We start from the raw sequence: 16,807 nt of genomic DNA, 5'->3' as shown, positions 1-16,807 counted from the left end.
TTACAGGCTGGCCAGCGTCTTGGTGAGGTAATGGCGCTGGATGCCTTTTTCCGGAAAATCATCCAGCGTCATCTGCAGTACATAACCCTGCTTTTGGTAAAAAGCTAATGCCTGAAAGCTGAACGTATCCACCAGTGATTGCTGGCAACCCTGTTTTACCGCTTCTTTCTCTGCGGCCTTTATCAATTCTGTACCCAGCCCGCTACCGCGCAGGGTTTCGCTAACCCATAAATAGCTGATACACAGCCATTCGCTTTTACACGTGCCAATCAATCCGCCGGTCATTTTACCGTTTACATCACGACAAAAGACGCCAACAGGTCCCCATTCACGATTGCGGAGAAAGGGACGATTAAACTCCCGTAAACCGTCCAGTAACTCGTTTTGTTCTTGCTCAGTGACTTCCGTCGTTACGCGTAAAAACATAAGGCATCCTTTTTATGGTGTTACCAGTTGGGGCCGTATTGTAGAGCGCCGCCATTCTCTGAGAAACGGCGGCGCTTAAAAAATCAGTTGTTATACAAGATATCCTTTAGTGCGGGCTGGGCCTTGCCCAGTACAACCAACGTCCCACAACTGTCCGGTCGCGGTTTACCCGCCAGCACCGCCTGAACAAAGGTGAGTTCATCTGCAAACGCGGTATTCACAATGCCGTTATGGGTGATGCCCTGATAAGTTTTCCATTCAAGCGGGTTACCTGCCGCGCACAGTGCCGCCACGGCGGCATACTGGTGATAAGGCGACAGCGTGCGATCCGCCAGACCGGTCGCCAGAAACAGCGGCGCGGGAAAGCGTGCTGATGGCATATCCGTGACGGGTTTTAACACAGAGGTGATACGTTCGCTGCCGCCAATAAACGCATTGTTGGCATTCAGATGCAGACGGCGTTGAACATGCCCGAGTTCAGGCATGCAGGAAACCCTGGCCCGTGCCAGCAGCTTTGCCCCGTTGTCTGTCACCAGCGATTCAGGCGCTGGCGCATCATCCGCCAGCGAACCTCCGATCAGGCGTAACATTTCCAGGCGGGGTGGTGTGCCATGAATTCGCCCGTCACCCGCCGCAACGGGGCCGTCAGGGAATGTCGCCACCAGACCGGTGGCAATGGTCGCCAGCAGTTTGAGTTCCGGCGCGTAGCCCGGGGCAATATAGCTTGTACCCAGTGAGGCCCCCGAGCCTTGTGATTGCCCGGTCATCACAAGGCGATTAGCGAGCTGCTGCGGGTGGGCCTGCAACGCCGCGCGGACGCTATCAAGCACGGAGCGTCCTTCGGCTTGCCAAATCAGATAAGGGTGCGGCCCCGGCCCGCCAAGCCCCTGATAATCCGTTGCGACGACGGCAAACCCCTGTTGTAACCATTTATTGATGTAGCTCGCGTCGCGCGGTGCATGTCCTGTCCAGGAGGGGGCGCAGGTGTCAGCGACACCCAATGTGCCGTGTTCCCAGGCAACCAGCGGCCAGCCGCCTGATGGCGCTCTGCCTTGCGGAAAATAGAGCGTCCCGCTCACGGGGACAATACCGGCATCCCAGCGCACGTCGTGGGAGGTATAGAGGATGCGCCGCGATTGTGCCGCAGCGATCCCCGGCTGGTGTTTCATGGGCTCTTCACGCAGCATAACGCCGGGTTTATCGGGGAGCGCACTATTCCAGCGGTAAAACGGGGATAAATCCTGGTCGCCGACCTGCGGCCCGACGGGTAAAGCGGCAAGGCTAACCACTGGCACCAGTATGCTTAACACAAGCGTAAGTCGCAAAAGGGGGTAATATCTCACGTGATGTTCTCCAGACCCGGCATCAGAAGGGCGACATAATCATCGAGCAATATTGCGCCATTATTAACAGTATGCCGTAATCGTTAATGCACGCCGCGATAAAAAGATGAAAGATAGGGTAAAAATCTGTCGCTTAATCAAGGATGTCACTGATGACGAACACCACGCAAATTAACCAGTACGGTCAGCAGGTCGGTTTTGCGCTGCCAGACTGGCAACCCGTTGCCAAACCTGCACGCGTCGCGCTTCCCGGCCAGTACTGCCAGTTAGCGCCCCTCGACTCAAACCATTGCGATGCGCTTTTCCAGGCTTTTTCGCTGGCAGAAGATGATCGGGACTGGACATGGCTGGGCGCAAATAAACCCCAGACGCGCGAAGAGATGGCTGCCTGGATCGCTCACAAAATTGCGGATGACAGCCTGGTGCCATATGCCGTCATCAACTGTACCGATAATCGTGCCTGCGGTGTGGTGTGCTGGAGTGCGATTGATACCGTTAACGGGGCCATTGAAATCGGCCATGTGACCTGGTCCCCGCTGATGCAACGCAACGTGATGGGTACAGAAGCGCTCTATTTATTGCTGAGCCAGGCCTTCGCGCTGGGTTATCGCCGGGTGGCCTGGCGCTGCGACTCAACGAATATCGCTTCACGACGCGCCGCTGAGCGCATCGGGTTCACGTTTGAAGGCTGTTTTCGCCAGGTGATGACCCGCAAACAGCGCAATCGCGATACCGACTGGCTATCCATTATCGACAGTGAATGGCCTCCGCTGCGTGCAGCGCTCGAAGCCTGGCTTAACCGGGAAAATTTCGATAGCAAAGGGAAGCAAAAGCGTGCGCTTGAGAGTTTTATCCAGCGACCTGAGCAGTGTAATACCGCACCAGACTGAGCATCAAAAATGCCGTTCAGCCTCTTCTGCGAACGGCATTTCAGGTCTGACTTACATTACGGGCCGGGTTTTTAAACGACTGACACTCACCACGATCGCCAGCAGCGTCGCGCCCGCCGCCAGCCACAACCCCAGACGTACCGCGAACGCCTCCTGGGCCAGCGTGCCTGACGGCGCGTAAACTGACAAAATCACGCCAATAAAAGCCGCCCCCAGACACTGACCAAACGTGCGCATGATAGCCAGAATACCCGACGCATAGCTGCTGTGTTCCCGGGAGGCGCTGGCCAGCATCTCCCGGTTATTGGGGCTTTGAAAACAACCAAACCCTATCCCACACACCAGACCACGCAGGCTGATATCCCACACCGGCGCGTTTTCCGGCAACAGCGCTAACAGCAGGAGCCCGACGCCAAAGAGGCATAATCCAACAGTGGAGATAACGGCCGGGGCATAGCGATCGGCCAGCCGTCCGGCGTGGGGAGCAACCAGCACAATCCCGACGGGCCAGGCGGTAAAAAGCAGCGCAGAGGTAAACGCGCTATAGCCATAAACGCTCTGAAACAGAAACGGCAGCGCAACGAAGGTCATCCCCTGGCTGACGAACGACGCGAGCGAGGTTAAGGCGGCCAGAGAGAAGCGGGCAGAGGCAAAAAGCGTAAGTGGCAGTAAAGGTTGTGCCGCCCGGCGCTGACGGTAAACAAAAGCGATACCCGAGACAACGGCAATAAGCCCGTAGATCGCCGGGGTTAATAGCGAGCCCCCGGTTTCACCGGGCCGCGAGAAGGCGTTTGAGGCCATGATCACGGCACCCAGCATGATGGCTGAAAAGAGGGCGCCAGCAACATCAAAGCGCCCGCGAATGATACCGCGATGGACAGGCACCACGCGCAGCGTTAGTAGCAGGGCGATGACACCAAAAGGGAGATTTATCGCGAACAACCATTGCCAGCCGAGGGAGGAGAGTAAGGCACCGCCGATCACCGGGGCGATGGCCGTATTGGCGGCGATGAGCAGGGCGTGGATCCCCAGGATCCGCCCCAGTAAACGGCCAGGGAAAATGGAGCGCAAAATGGCAGGCGCAATACTTAATGTCGCGGCACCACCAATGCCCTGCAACAGTCGCATCGCCACCAGCATCTCCAGTGAGGTCGACAGCGCACAGCCCAGAGACGCCAGCGTAAAAAGACTTATCCCGGCGGCAAAGAGGGCACGAAAGCCCGTACGGGGAGCCAGTGCGGCGAAAATGGCCAGCGTCATGGCGGCGGATAACAGATAGCCATTGGCAACCCACACCGCATCGCCGGAGGAAACCTCAAGCACACGGGCAATTTGTGGCAGGGCGATATTGACCATCGAGCCGTCAAAAACAGCCATCGTGGTGCTGGTCATTACCGCCACCATCGCCAGACGGCGTTCGTGTCCCGGCAGTCCTTCATCACCCGGCTGGTCAGAGAACAAATGCATAAAAAACCTCTGCGAAATAGATGCGAGAGGTCACTATAATGACTGGATATACAGGGCGGAAGACGCAGCATTTGCACTTATAACCTGCACCAAACGCCTTATCTCAATACAGGACATATAATGACCGAACCCGATCTGAACCTTCTGTTTGCACTGGACGTTCTGCTTGCTGAAAAAAGTGTTGCGGGTGCGGCACGCCATCTGGGGCTAAGTGCCTCGGCGATGAGCCGCACGCTCGGTCGCCTGCGGGAGACCACCGGCGATCTCTTACTGGTGCGGGCGGGGCGCAACATGGTGTTAACGCCCTATGCCGAAGGGATCCGCGCGCGTACGCAAAACGCGGTTTTCGAAACCCGCGCGTTACTGCGCCCGGCACAGACCGAGCTGAACATCAGCACCCATGAACAGCTTTTTACCCTGCGTGCCAACGACGGCTTTGTGGAAGTGTTCGGCCCGGCACTGGTTGCCGAAGCCGCGGCCATTGCACCGGGTATCACTCTGCGTTTTGCCGCAAAGCCGGAGAAAACGCCGCACCCTTTACGTGAAGGGCTGGTGGATCTTGAGATTGGCGTGCTCGGTGAGATGGGGCCGGAGATCCGCGTCCAGGCGCTGTTTCGCGACAGGTTCGTCGGCGTCGTGCGAAAAGGGCATCCGCTGGCCCAGCTTAAAGAAGTGACAATGTCACATTACAGTGAATGGAAGCATGTCGTGGCCTCGCGCCGGGGAACACTTTCCGGCCCGGTGGATGACGCACTGGCAGAGGTCGGCCTTACGCGTAAAGTGGCAGCCCTCGTTCCCGGTTTTCCCGCTGCGCTGGCTGTGGCCCGGGCGACGGATTTGGTGGCGCTGGTTCCGGCTTCGTTTCTCATTCATCGGTCGGCGGTCGCCGATCTGTCGGTATTCGAGCTGCCGGTGAAAACACGCGGGATCACCGTATCGCTACTGTGGCACCCCCGAACAGAAGGCGACCCGGCACACCGTTGGTTACGGACGTTTGTACGTGACGTATGCCAACGCCTGCTACCGGAAAACTGAACTGTCTTGCAGGGAAAAACAGGCGTACTATCGCTCCTCGCGTGATATTTCAAAAGGATAAAAAATGGACGTGGAAGTACGCGAGGCCAGACCCGACGATTATGCTATGTGGTCAGTGCTGTGGCAGGGCTATCTTGATTTTGCGGGCAGCACGCTAAGTGATGCCGTTACGCGCGCCACCTGGGCGCGCATTCATTCCCCCGAATCCACACTGTTATGCCGTGTCGCCGTTATGGATGGACAACTGGTGGGTTTTGCCCTGTGCGTCATGCATGAAGGTACCTGGGTCACGAAGCCCATCTGTTATCTGGAAGACCTTTATGTGGATGCACAACTGCGCGGTCTCGGTGCGGGGCGAGCGCTGATTGAGGCAATTCGTCAGGAGGGTGAAAAAAGCGGCTGGGCAAAACTCTACTGGGTGACCCGGACGAACAACCCAGCCCGAAAACTGTATGATCAGGTTGCGGAACTGGGCGATGTCGTCCGTTACAGCATCAGTCTGTGACTACAGGCCGAAAAAATAGCGCAGGCCTGAGTAGGCTACCATCCCGGCAATAACGGTGGCAAAAAGCCCACGCGTGATAATCCCGGTAATGGCGGCGATCGCAGCCGCCAGTAACGATATGCTTATTCCGTTGCTGGTCAGGGCCGGTTTCTCGATAAGTTCCGCCGCAATAATGGCAGCCATAATAGCGGCGGGAATAAACCCCAGCCACTGCTGAACAACCGGAGCCAGACGAAAGCGGGAAAGCAGTAAAATCGGTACCGTGCGCATCAGCGCCGTCACCAGGGCCGCGATCGCAATCGTCAGTAAAATATTTCGCTCCATCTTATTTCGCTCCTTTCTGCGTCACGCGTAACAATACCGTAGCCAGTGTTGCCGACAGAGAAGCGGCGACAATCACAATGACACTTAACTCCATATGACCGGCGGCAAAGAGCGTAACGAGTACCGCTATTGCCACGCTGAACGTTTCGAGTTTTTTCTGCCGACTGGCAAACCAAATCATCAGCACCAGACCGATAAACATCGATACCAGACTGAAACTTAATCCTTCCATTAATGCAGGTGGCAGCGCAGAGGCCAGGCATCCACCCACCACACAGGCGAGGATCCAGTTCAGCCACGCGGCCAGGTTAAGCCCAAACATCCAGGCAAAGGGCACCGTTCCCTGATGGCCGCCGCGCTGAACCGCCACGCCGAAGGTTTCATCGGTCAACAGTAAGCCACTCACTATTTTCTGCAGCGTAGTCTGCTCGCGAAAGAACACGCTCATTGCCGAGCTCATCAGCAGGTAGCGTAGATTCACCAGGAACACGCTCAGCACCACCGAAGCCATTTCTGCCCCCGCAGCCCAAAGCGAGTAAAACAAAAACTGGGCCGAGCCGGTATAGAGCGCGGTCGCCAGAAACGCCGTTTGCCAGACGGTAAACCCGGACAACGTGCCAATAGCACCGGCGGCGAAACCGATACTCCAGTAGCCGGGGATGGTTGGCAGGCAAGCGGCAACACCGCCACGAAACAGGGCTGTAGGGTCATCCTTGCGCATGGCGTCACTCTTCATCAACATCACTTTTCCCTTTCTTTCTTGTCCGAATGTGCAATCTTAAGGATCCTGAAAAATCGCGATAGTAAAATCCTGCGCATTTATAAAAAATGGCGGTAGAGCGGGCTGGAGAACGAAGACGTGACGCAAAACAGACGGGATGACATCAAGTTGTGGCGTGATAATGAACTGCACGGAGGAATGGAGATCCTGCGGGCCTCATGTTATGAGCACAGTTATCCGCCGCATTTCCATGACGAGTTTGTGATTGCGGCGTTTGCCCGTGGTGCCCAGCGCACCCGAATATGCCGACAAAAAGGGATCGCGGCGGCGGGAACGGTAATGGTGATTATGCCAGGCGAAGTGCACACCGGCGAGGCGGTGCAGCGCGATGAAGGCTGGGATTATTGCGCGTTTTATCCGTCGCAAAGCCTGATCAATGACGTCGCAGAAACCGTGCTGAAAGGGCGAGGAGACGTCAATTTTGGTACCGAGGGCATGCGATACGACCCGCGGATTGCCCGGCGAATGCTGCATGCCGCCCAGGTGCTCAATGCCAGTGATGACCCGCTGGAAAAAGCGTGCGTGATGTACCATATACTCAATATTCTCATCGGCAATTATGGTGAACGGACAGTCAAAGGTGCACGTCAGGATGTGATGCGCGCCGACATCCGCAAAGCCATTGAATTTCTGCATAGCAGTTACGCGCAAACGCTGACCGTGAAAGAGATTGCGACCGTCGCGGGCTTAAGCGAGTTCTATTTTATGCGTACCTTCCAGGCCATGACCGGTTTGTCAGTGCACCAGTATCTGACGCAGATTCGCCTGGTCAGAGCAAAAGGGCTGCTTTCCCGTGGGATAAGCGCATCGCAGGTCGCCAGCGATGTCGGTTTCTTCGATCAAAGCCATCTGATAAAACACTTCCGCGCACACTTTGGCACCACGCCGGGCTTATTCGCTGCGGCCTCGGCCTGACGTGCTCATCTATCCAGGCACAAACAGATGATAAACAGAGAGTATTTTGACGTTCCCTTTGCCGGGCACACCCTGCGTGGCGACTCCTCTTATGGCAGCAATGGCCACATATTAATGATCCACGGCGGTTCGAAAGACCGGGAGGTCTTCGCCCATTACCGCCAGCTACTCGATGAAATGGGCTACGGGACCACCGCCTTTGACTGCCTCGGACATGGCGCATCGACAGGTTCGATGAGTGAGTCCTCGCTGGACAGCCGCACCCGGCAGGCGCTGGCGGTCATCGCGCACCTCAATGTGCCGCTCACCGGCTGTCTTGGCTCCAGTATGGGTGCGTATAACGCTATACAGCTCAGTGCGCGGGTGGATTTTCGCTCGCTTATTCTTCTCGTGCCCGGTGTCTATACCCCCGTGGCCGCAACGGTAAACTTCGGCCCGGCCTTTTCACAGATAATCCGCCAGGAGAAGAGCTGGCAGGACTCGGATGCCTGGCCGCTGCTTGCCGGTTACAGAGGGAAGATACTGATTGTCGCCGCAGAGCGCGATGAAGTCATACCACAAGAAATCCCTGCGAAATTGCATAATGCGGCAATGGAGGCGCTCTGGAAAACGCTCTTTATTGTCCCGAATGCCGGGCATAACAGCGTATGGAAAAATATTACCCAATCGGCGGCATTGACGGAAAAAGCACATGCGCTTTTCCGTACCTGCTTAGCGCCTGTCGATAAAGCCTGAAACGTTACTGCGTGGCGCTTTTGCCAGGGCTGACAATCATCCAGACCGCAAGACAGACGATCAGTGCCCCGATGCCAAAACCTTCACTCAGGGTTTCCCCCAGTACGAGGTAGCCCCACAACACGGCAAAAGGGGGGATTAAAAAAGTGACAGTTAATGAGCGCAGCGGGCCAATATCGGCAATCAGCCGGAAATAGAGAATGTAGGCCACCGCGGTGCAAATGAGTCCAAGCGCGATAACGCTTGCCCAGACATTGCCCTGTAGCCAGCCAATGGCAGGGCCGCGACCGACTGACCAGGCAAAGAAGGGCAAGAGAAACAGCGTGGCGCCGAGCTGGCTGCCGAAGGCGACCATTTTCGGATCCAGCCCGCCGCGCTGGCTTATCCAGCGGCGCGTCAGAAAACCGGCCAGTCCGTAACAGGCTGTGGCGACAAGGCAGGCGATAACGCCTGTGACAACGCTGGCGGTCACGTCTGTTTTACCTGTCGTTGTGATGATCATAATGCCGACAATGCCTGAAACCACGCCTCCCCATTTACGTAGTGTCAGCGTCTCGCCAAAAAAGAAGCAGCCGATCAACGCACCCATCAAGGGGGTGGTGGCATTGAGGATCGCAGAATAGCCCGCCGGTAAGCGCGTTGCCGCCAGGCAATACATCAGAAAAGGCAGGCCAGAATTCATCACCCCGAGCAGCAGTGCCACGCCAAATTTTTGCTCAAAACGAAAGAGGGATTTCATCATGACCAGGATGGCGGCAAGACCGATAACGCCCAACAATACGCGAAGAAAAGCGGTCGTGACGGCGCCGAATTCGGGTGCGGCAATGCGCATAAACAGGAAACTGGCCCCCCAAATGGCAGCCAGCAGGAAGAGTCTTGCGTAATCAGAAGGGCGCATGTGATACCTGTTTGTTTCATCGGAAGGTGGCAGAAAAACTAAAACGTTAGCCAGGGGCATGACAAGCAAGGATTTCTTCTATAATTAAGTTTTCCTAAATCATGGAATCGAGGCGACGATGAAATTGCCACCTTTACATGCGCTTATGTGCTTTGAATCTGCGGCAAGACATATGAGTGTTAAGCGGGCCGCCGAAGAGTTATGCGTTACCCCCAGCGCCGTGAGCCAACAAGTGTCCAAACTCGAAGAGATGCTGCATTCACGCTTGTTCATTCGAGGCGCGCGGGCGCTGGAATTGACAACAGAAGGGCGCATTTATTTACGCGCTATCCGTCCGGCCTTTGACCAGATATCCGAAGCGACGCAGCGTCTGCTGGACGAAGAGAAGCAAAACAGCATTACCGTCAGTTGTACCAGCGGCTTTGCTATTCAGTGGCTGCTGCCGCGCCTGCCAGCGTTTGAGAAGCAGAATCCAGGCGTTGAGGTGCAAATCAGTACCACGAATCGTCAGGTGGATTTGTTAACCGAAGGGATTGATTTTGCTATCAGACACGGCTCCGGGCACTATCCGGGCCTGGAGGCGGAGTGCCTGATTAACGATCGTCTTCTTCCGGTATGCAGTCCAGGGCTTATTCCCGATGGACAAACACTTACCTCGCTGCTGGACCTGACCCAATTCACATTACTGCATGATGAGCATCGCATGGACTGGGCCGTCTGGTTTAAGGCGGCCGGAATCGCGCATGCCATTGAGGAAAAAGGGCCGGTATTTGTTGATTCCAATGGCGTACTGGAAGCGGCGATTGCCGGGAAAGGCATTGCGCTTATTCGAAGCACCCTTATTCGTGATGAATTGAAAAAAGGGCTTTTGATCAATCCGTTGCGCGTCGCCATTGATTCGCTACTGGCCTATTATCTGGTCTATGACGAATCGGCGCTGCTCCAAAAAATGAGTCGCAAATTCCGCGACTGGATTGTCTCTACCGCCAGCGCGGAGAGCAATGAATATTCAGCCTGAAAGACCAGCAACCCGGTCTTCACCATCAGGCAGTAAACGTCGAATCTCTTAAGGGGAACAAGATGGCCGGACGCCGTATTTCTATCGAGCAAAGTGATGCCTCCTGGCCCGAGCGCTATCAGAAAGAAGCGTTATTATTACAACGCGTGTTATCGGACATACCTGTCGCTATCCACCATATTGGCAGTACGGCTGTTCCCGGCCTTGCGGCAAAACCCATCATCGACATCCTGCTGGAAGTGACCTCGTTACATCTGCTGGATAAACATAACGACACCCTGCGCCAGGCGGGTTACACGCCGCGAGGTGAGTATGGTATTGCGGGCAGGCGCTATTTTGTAAAAGGCGAGAATCAACGAACCCATCATCTTCACGCCTTTGAGCTGGGCAGCCAGCACACGGTACGACATCTGGCATTTCGTGATTATTTGCGCCAGCATAGCGATATCGCTCAGGAATACGAAAGGGTAAAACGCGAGGCGGCAGAACACAGTGGAAACCTGTCTGAGCGCTACAGCCAGCTCAAAAATGATTTCATACAGCGCCATGAAGCGCTGGCGTTACGGGAAAAATCACACCGTCAGCCGGGCTGATTTCACGTTATCGATAACGCGCATTGCACTCTTTTTAAGCAGCAAAAGCACCATGCCCGTGCACACCAAATGTGCACACGCCGATCCCTGACAGCCGACAGGGATCGCGCCTGCGTAACACCTCTGTAAGATATCGCTTACTTTTCAAAACCCTATGAAATTTATCGTTGCCACTGACTCAGTTGGCATGTTTCATGCCTCTCTAATATTGTTCAAGTAACTTTACTGATGTTCAAATTACTTTCAGAGAGCACGCCATGACACTGACCCGTTTGACTTTACCTGCCTGTCTGACACTGGTATCAGCCAGCCTTTTTTGCGCCCAGGCGTTTAGCGCCGATCTGCTTGAAAGAATTAAAGAGGCCAAAGAGATCTCCGTTGCCACGGAAGCGCGATACGCCCCCTTTGAGTATGTCGATAACGGAAAGATCGTCGGCTACGACGTTGATCTGATGAACCATATTCTTGCGAAATCATTGCCGGGCGTGAAGGTGAAACAACTGGACCTGCCTTTCCAGGGCATCCTGCCAGGGCTGGATGCGAAGAAATTCGATTTCGTGGTCACTGCCGTTACCGTCAATAAACAGCGTATTGAACACTTCGGCTTTACCGCACCGGTGGCGGAATCCACCGTTGCTCTGCTCAAAAGGGCGGGAGACGACGCCATCAAAACCCCGGATGACCTGAGCGGCAAAGTCGTGGGTTCACAGGCCGGTTCCGGTCAGTTGCAGGTGCTGCAATCCTTCGACCAGGCGCTGCGCGCGAGCGGCAAACCAGGCATTAAAGAGATCAAACAGTATGTGGCGTTTGATGAAGCCTATGCTGACCTGGCGTCTCGCCGACTTGATGGCGTTGCCCAGTCGCTCTCAAACCTGGGGCCGTTAATCAAAACCCGTCCCGGCGTGTTTGCCACGCTCCCGGAGATGATCGGGCCACAAACCTTCTTTGGTTGGGTAGGGCGTAAAGATGCCGACAGCGCCTCCCTGGTCAAGCTTATCAGCGACGGGATTATCGAAGCCAACCGCGATGGCACCATGAAGGAACTGCAACAGAAATGGTTCGGCTTCACGATGACCGTTCCGGCGACAGAAATGCCTGAACCGGCACTGTGAGCAGTCAACGATGACGGATTTCATAACGCGCTTTATCCACTGGCTTCCCATGCTGGCGCAAGGGGCGCTCACGACAGCGGCGCTGTGCCTGACGGCGATGGTCGCCGGTTTTCTGGTGGGTATTGGGGTATGGCAGATGTCGACAAGCCCGTTACGCATTTACCGTATGACGGCCCATGGATGGGTCAGTCTGTTCCGGGGAACCCCGGTGCTGGTGCAGTTGCTGCTCTGCTTTTATTTGCCGTCGCAGTTGGGTATCAACATTCCCGGCTTTGTGGCCGCCGCGCTGGCCTTAACGCTGAACACAGCCGCCTGGCAATCGCAAATTCTCAAAAGTGGTTTCGCCAGTATTCACCCCGGACAACTGGAAGCCGCCGCCATTTGCGGGCTGAGCCCCCGACAGATTTTATGGCGTATTCAGGTGCCGCAGGTTATCCGGACAACGCTGCCTTCGCTGATTTCCGAACTGATTGATGTGATCAAAGCCTCGGCGGTGGTGTCGGTGATTGCGCTGACCGACCTGATGCGTGTGGGGCAGCAACTGGCGTCGTCCACCTACCAGCCTTTGCAGGTCTATCTGGCCGTCGCCCTGGTCTACTTACTGCTGACCAGCCTGCTGGCGCTGTTGGGCCGCCAGGCGGAACGCCACTGGCAGAGGGAACAACGATGACTGAACTCACACAATACCTGCCTGCCTACGTTCAGGCGCTGGGGGTAACGCTGTGGCTAAGCCTGTGTGCCGCGTTCGGCGGCATGTTGTTGGGGTTTGCCATCAACGGGCTCTGTGGCAGACGCGGCCTGATGTTTCGCCTGTGGCGCGTTTACGTCTGGGCTATCCGTGGCACGCCGTTTCTGGCGCAACTTGCCGTCATTTATTTTGGCCTGCCGTCTGTCGGCATCATGCTGAGCGCGACGGAGGCCACGCTGCTGTCGCTGACGCTGTATAGCGCCGCCTATTTCAGCGAAATTTTTCGCACCGCGTGGAACAGCATCCCGCCGGGGCAGCGCGAGGCGGCACTCGCCAACACTATCTCTACGCGTCGCTGCTTCTGGCATATCCAGATGCCGCAGGCCGTTCGTTTTGCGCTACCGCTGTTGGGTAATCAGTTCATTCTGACCATTAAAGAGAGCGCCATCGCGTCAATTATTACCGTCCCGGAATTGACCATGACGACGAGTCAGATTGTGGCCAATACCTACAGCTATATCCTGCCTTACACCCTGCTGATCATCAGCTACTGGCTGCTGGCCCAGGGGGTCAGCCTGAGCGTAAGAACACTGAGTCATGTACTACGAACCGGAGAATAACGTGAGCAATACCTCTGCGCCGGTGCTCGAAATGCGCCATGTAGGCAAGTCCTTCGCAAACCATGTAGTGCTGAATGACATCAATTTACGCGTCGATCACGGTGAGATAGTCACCCTGATTGGCCCGTCCGGTTCCGGGAAAACGACCGCGCTGCGTTGCATGAATTTTCTCGAAGCCTATGACAAAGGCGACGTGCTGATTAAAGGGCAGTTGCTCGGTTATTCCGGTACGCAGCGTGGCCCCGCGCATGTCGACAGCGCCAGCCTGATTGCCGACGTGCGCAGGCCACTGTCGATGGTGTTCCAGCAGTTTAATCTCTGGCCGCATATGACGGTGCTGGAGAATGTCGCCGCACCGCTGGTGCTGGGCAAAAAGATGCCACGCCAGGCGGCAAAAGCGGCGGCAATGGCCGCGCTGGGACGCGTCGGGATGGCGCAAAAAGCCGATGACTGGCCGGTGAGGTTGTCCGGTGGTCAGCAACAGCGGGTAGGCATTGCCCGCGCACTGGCCCTGAACCCGGAACTCTTGCTGCTTGATGAGCCCACCTCGGCGCTCGATCCGGAACGTGTAGAAGAGGTGCTGGACGTTATCCGAAGCCTTGCCGGACAGGGCATGACCATGGTGATGGTCACCCATGAGATGGCGTTTGCCGCCCATATCTCGTCACGGCTGGTGTTCATGGCCGATGGTCACATTATTGAAAGCGGTACGCCGCGCCAGATGTTCACACAGCCGAAAAGCGAGCGCCTGAAAAGCTTCCTCGCACCGCTGTTTCGCAGGCCGCTACAACCCGAAGAGCTGGAGAAATTACCATGATGGAAACGAGCTTACGGGTCGCCCGCCAGGTTGACGAGGCGTGGCTGAATCAGTTGCTGGCGCAACTGGCGGAATTTGGCAAGTTAGCGAATGGCGGCGTGGATCGTCAGGCGCTGAGCGAGGTGGAACTGGATGCACGGGCGTGGATTATTGATCTCGCCTGCGAACTCGGTTGCGAAGTCTATCGCGACGCCGCCGCCAATTTATTCTTCCGCCGTCCGGGACGATTAGCCGTTTCACCCGTCGTCACCGGCAGCCATATCGATACGCAGCCATCCGGTGGCAACTACGACGGTTGTTACGGTGTGATAGCCGGGCTGGTGTGCCTGAAAGCGCTCAATGACGCGCAGGTTATCACCGGGCGTCCGATCGAAGTGGTTATCTGGACCAACGAAGAGGGCAGCCGCTTCGCGCCGGGAGCTATGGGCTCCAGCGCCTTCGTCGACCCTGCGAGATTGTCCGATCATCTTGGCGTGATGGGCGTGGATGGCGTGTCGTTTCGCGACGCGCTGGCACAACATCAGACGCGTTTTGCGTCGATCCCGTTGCGTCCTGACCGCGAAATGGCCTGCTTCGTGGAGTTACATATCGAGCAAGGCCCGGTGCTGGAAAACCGGAATTTGCCGCTGGCTGTTGTTAAAGGCATTCAGGGCGTGCGCTGGTATCAGGTTACCTGCCATGGGGTATCGGCCCATGCCGGGACCACGCCGATGACACTGCGCCAGGATGCGATGACTCTGGCCCGCGAGCAGCTTGTTTACATTGAGCAGGCAATGGGCGATACAACAGATGACGCGTTGCGTCTGACGTTTGGCCGCTGGCAGGTCACGCCGAATGCCATCAACACCATCCCGTCATGCGTGCGTTTTACCCTCGATTTTCGTCATCCATCGACGGAAAAACTGGCACAGCTCGATGCGCTGATGAGCTCGCTTTCGAGTGAACATGTCACCGTCGAGCCTTTATTGAACAAAGCGCCGGTCACCTTTGACGCCGGTATCAATCACACTCTGCAAGCGGCCGGAAATGCGCTGGATATCGCTCATATGGAGCTGCTGTCTGGTGCGTTTCACGACGCCATGTATCTGGCCGAACACTGTCCGACCAGTATGCTTTTTGTCCCCAGCCATCAAGGCATTAGCCATAACCCGGCTGAATATACCGATCCTCGCTCACTGGCGGCAGGCGCCCGCACGCTGGCCTGCGCGCTGACTGAGCTATCCCAATCATTTGAAGGAGTTAAATCATGACTGTAACTGCACACTACCCAACCTGCTGCGAGAAAGACAATGGCGATGCGCTGGGGACCAACCCGACGGCAACCTCGCCGATTTCAGCCGATGGCGCGCCAGTATTCAATGAGCTTTATACCATTCCACCCCGCTGCGGACGTGCCGTTTTACTGAAAAAAGGGCAGGTGATTAAGATCATCAACACTCCTGGCAGCCAGGTGTGCGATACATGGTTTTTTAACAGCAGCGATCTCAGCGAATTTGCCTCTATGGAGCACACCCGTGCTTTTATCGACAAAATCATCCCGCAGCCGGGTGATGTGCTGGTGACTAACCAACGTCGCGCCATCGCGACGCTGCTGACCGATACCTCACCGGGTGTGCATGACACGCTGATTGCCGCCTGCGATCTCTACCGTTACACCAACATGGGCATTACGGAGTACCACGATAGCTGCGCCGATAATATGCGTATGGCGCTCAATGCGATTGGTCTGCGCGCCCGCGAAGTGCCACAACCGCTCAATTTATGGATGAACACGCCGGTAAATCCTGATTATTCTATTTCCTGGTTGCCCACCGTCAGTAAAGCAGGTGATTATGTAGAGATTCGTGCCGAGCTGGATTGCGTGGTCGTGATGTCCGCCTGTCCACAGGACATCGTGCCGATTAACGGCTGCTCACCGAAAGAAATTCAGTTCGTCGTTGTGGGATGATTTTTCTTGCCAGGCCTGCGCGACGCAGGCCACAGGCAGACTTTAATGAAGCAGACAGATGAAAAAAAACGCTGACATCAAATCTACCGGAACCCCGCTGGGAATGCGGCTGCGCCACGCCCGCCTGGTGCAGGAAATGACCCTCAAGCAGCTTGCGCAAAAGGTGGAATGCTCGGAAAGTCTGTTATCCAAACTGGAAAATGACGCAGCTTCGCCGTCACTGGCGATGCTGCACCGTCTGGCAAAGGCGCTGGAGACCAGCATTGCCGACCTGATGGCCGATGACTGGACCGCCGATCAACCCGTTCTGAAACCTGCCCAGCGTAACCGTAAACGGTTTTTGCAACGCAGCAAAAAAGGGGGGATTGAGCTTGAGAACCTGACCTGGCATCACAAGGGCGGTTTGCTGCAGGGTAATATTCATATTATCGAGCCGGGTGTCGCCAGTGACGGTCTGATTGAGCACCACGGCGAAGAGATGGGGTATGTGCTGGAAGGTGAACTGGAACTGCGTCTGGGAGACGATGTCTGGACCCTGGAGCAGGGGGATTCGTTCTATTTCCCGAGCCAGATCCCGCATGGTTACCGCAATATCGGTACCGTGGTCGCCAGAGTGCTATGGGTGAACACGCCCGTGACGTTCTGATCGTAATAAGACGAAAAAACCACGCCGCAGCGTGGTTTCGTTTATG

20 protein-coding genes are annotated in these 16,807 nt (G+C 56.0%); 14 read left to right on the top strand and 6 right to left on the bottom strand.

The genetic code is table 11. The annotated features are described in order from the left end of the window. Both ABIB59_RS15890 and ABIB59_RS15885 read right to left on the bottom strand, forming a co-directional pair. Positions 1–426 (bottom strand): GNAT family N-acetyltransferase, encoded by a 426-nt coding sequence (locus ABIB59_RS15890; RefSeq protein WP_071194184.1) that lies wholly within the window; start codon positions 424–426, stop codon positions 1–3. A gap of 83 nt (positions 427–509) precedes the next feature. Further along, positions 510–1,769, bottom strand: coding sequence for a lipase family protein (locus ABIB59_RS15885; RefSeq protein ID WP_354036133.1), 1,260 nt, complete (start codon positions 1,767–1,769; stop codon positions 510–512). A 152-nt stretch (positions 1,770–1,921) separates the two neighbouring features. On the opposite strand from ABIB59_RS15885, the gene ABIB59_RS15880 reads away from it, so the two are divergent. Then, complete coding sequence (locus ABIB59_RS15880; protein WP_354036131.1) at positions 1,922–2,659, top strand: GNAT family N-acetyltransferase; 738 nt, start codon at positions 1,922–1,924, stop codon at positions 2,657–2,659. Positions 2,660–2,710: 51 nt separating this feature from the next. On the opposite strand, the gene ABIB59_RS15875 is transcribed toward ABIB59_RS15880, so the two are convergent. Continuing rightward, positions 2,711–4,126: an MFS transporter gene (locus ABIB59_RS15875; protein WP_354036129.1), complete on the bottom strand. Its 1,416-nt coding sequence runs from the start codon at positions 4,124–4,126 to the stop codon at positions 2,711–2,713. Positions 4,127–4,246: 120 nt separating this feature from the next. Here ABIB59_RS15875 and ABIB59_RS15870 point away from each other — a divergent pair, with 120 nt between their 5' ends. Next, positions 4,247–5,161 carry a LysR family transcriptional regulator gene (locus tag ABIB59_RS15870; protein ID WP_039079037.1) on the top strand — a complete coding sequence of 305 codons (915 nt, stop codon included), beginning with the start codon at positions 4,247–4,249 and terminating at the stop codon, positions 5,159–5,161. A gap of 64 nt (positions 5,162–5,225) precedes the next feature. Beyond that, on the top strand, positions 5,226–5,666 hold the full coding sequence (locus ABIB59_RS15865; RefSeq protein WP_039079036.1) for a GNAT family N-acetyltransferase: 441 nt from the start codon (positions 5,226–5,228) through the stop codon (positions 5,664–5,666). Here ABIB59_RS15865 and ABIB59_RS15860 read toward each other — a convergent pair whose 3' ends face one another. After that, entirely contained in the window at positions 5,667–5,990 is a 324-nt protein-coding gene (locus ABIB59_RS15860) for an AzlD domain-containing protein (protein ID WP_039079035.1), read from the bottom strand. A gap of 1 nt (position 5,991) precedes the next feature. Next, the gene (locus ABIB59_RS15855) at positions 5,992–6,732 is read right to left on the bottom strand and encodes an AzlC family ABC transporter permease (protein WP_052249251.1); all 741 of its coding nucleotides are present in this window, start codon (positions 6,730–6,732) and stop codon (positions 5,992–5,994) included. A 117-nt stretch (positions 6,733–6,849) separates the two neighbouring features. Here ABIB59_RS15855 and ABIB59_RS15850 point away from each other — a divergent pair, with 117 nt between their 5' ends. Together ABIB59_RS15850 and ABIB59_RS15845 are read left to right on the top strand one after the other, a co-directional pair. After that, positions 6,850–7,686: an AraC family transcriptional regulator gene (locus ABIB59_RS15850; RefSeq protein WP_335294344.1), complete on the top strand. Its 837-nt coding sequence runs from the start codon at positions 6,850–6,852 to the stop codon at positions 7,684–7,686. Positions 7,687–7,713: 27 nt separating this feature from the next. Continuing rightward, a complete protein-coding gene (locus tag ABIB59_RS15845) occupies positions 7,714–8,421 on the top strand; it encodes an alpha/beta fold hydrolase (RefSeq protein WP_354036126.1) in 708 nt (235 codons plus the stop codon). A gap of 4 nt (positions 8,422–8,425) precedes the next feature. On the opposite strand, the gene ABIB59_RS15840 is transcribed toward ABIB59_RS15845, so the two are convergent. Further along, on the bottom strand, positions 8,426–9,319 hold the full coding sequence (locus tag ABIB59_RS15840; RefSeq protein WP_317078553.1) for a DMT family transporter: 894 nt from the start codon (positions 9,317–9,319) through the stop codon (positions 8,426–8,428). A gap of 118 nt (positions 9,320–9,437) precedes the next feature. Between ABIB59_RS15840 and gcvA the strand changes: the two genes are divergently transcribed. The 9 genes from gcvA (at position 9,438) to ABIB59_RS15795 (ending at position 16,761) form a co-directional block, all read left to right on the top strand. Beyond that, a complete protein-coding gene (gcvA, locus tag ABIB59_RS15835; protein WP_039079032.1) occupies positions 9,438–10,337 on the top strand; it encodes a transcriptional regulator GcvA in 900 nt (299 codons plus the stop codon). Between the two features lie 62 nt (positions 10,338–10,399). Beyond that, positions 10,400–10,930, top strand: a complete 531-nt coding sequence (locus ABIB59_RS15830; protein ID WP_165158660.1) for a GrpB family protein — start codon at positions 10,400–10,402, stop codon at positions 10,928–10,930. Positions 10,931–11,187: 257 nt separating this feature from the next. Continuing rightward, entirely contained in the window at positions 11,188–12,042 is an 855-nt protein-coding gene (locus ABIB59_RS15825; protein ID WP_039079030.1) for a transporter substrate-binding domain-containing protein, read from the top strand. Positions 12,043–12,052: 10 nt separating this feature from the next. Beyond that, positions 12,053–12,712, top strand: a complete 660-nt coding sequence (locus ABIB59_RS15820) for an amino acid ABC transporter permease (RefSeq protein ID WP_317085699.1) — start codon at positions 12,053–12,055, stop codon at positions 12,710–12,712. Continuing rightward, positions 12,709–13,350, top strand: a complete 642-nt coding sequence (locus ABIB59_RS15815; RefSeq protein WP_317085700.1) for an amino acid ABC transporter permease — start codon at positions 12,709–12,711, stop codon at positions 13,348–13,350. The genes ABIB59_RS15820 and ABIB59_RS15815 overlap by 4 nt, the downstream gene beginning before the upstream one ends. Further along, positions 13,328–14,167: an amino acid ABC transporter ATP-binding protein gene (locus tag ABIB59_RS15810; protein ID WP_108701311.1), complete on the top strand. Its 840-nt coding sequence runs from the start codon at positions 13,328–13,330 to the stop codon at positions 14,165–14,167. The genes ABIB59_RS15815 and ABIB59_RS15810 overlap by 23 nt, the downstream gene beginning before the upstream one ends. Next, positions 14,164–15,417, top strand: coding sequence for a M20 family metallo-hydrolase (locus tag ABIB59_RS15805; protein ID WP_125124677.1), 1,254 nt, complete (start codon positions 14,164–14,166; stop codon positions 15,415–15,417). The genes ABIB59_RS15810 and ABIB59_RS15805 overlap by 4 nt, the downstream gene beginning before the upstream one ends. Continuing rightward, positions 15,414–16,115 carry a DUF1989 domain-containing protein gene (locus ABIB59_RS15800; protein WP_071194197.1) on the top strand — a complete coding sequence of 234 codons (702 nt, stop codon included), beginning with the start codon at positions 15,414–15,416 and terminating at the stop codon, positions 16,113–16,115. Before ABIB59_RS15805 ends, ABIB59_RS15800 begins: the two co-directional genes overlap by 4 nt. A gap of 58 nt (positions 16,116–16,173) precedes the next feature. Beyond that, entirely contained in the window at positions 16,174–16,761 is a 588-nt protein-coding gene (locus ABIB59_RS15795) for a cupin domain-containing protein (protein WP_039079025.1), read from the top strand. Positions 16,762–16,807: the final 46 nt, after the last annotated feature.

Source organism: Citrobacter sp. UYEF32 (assembly GCF_040546205.1).
Taxonomy (GTDB): domain Bacteria; phylum Pseudomonadota; class Gammaproteobacteria; order Enterobacterales; family Enterobacteriaceae; genus Phytobacter; species Phytobacter diazotrophicus.
The sequence above is the reverse complement of the archived record's forward strand: the minus strand, read 5'-3'. Positions and strand labels throughout refer to the sequence as shown.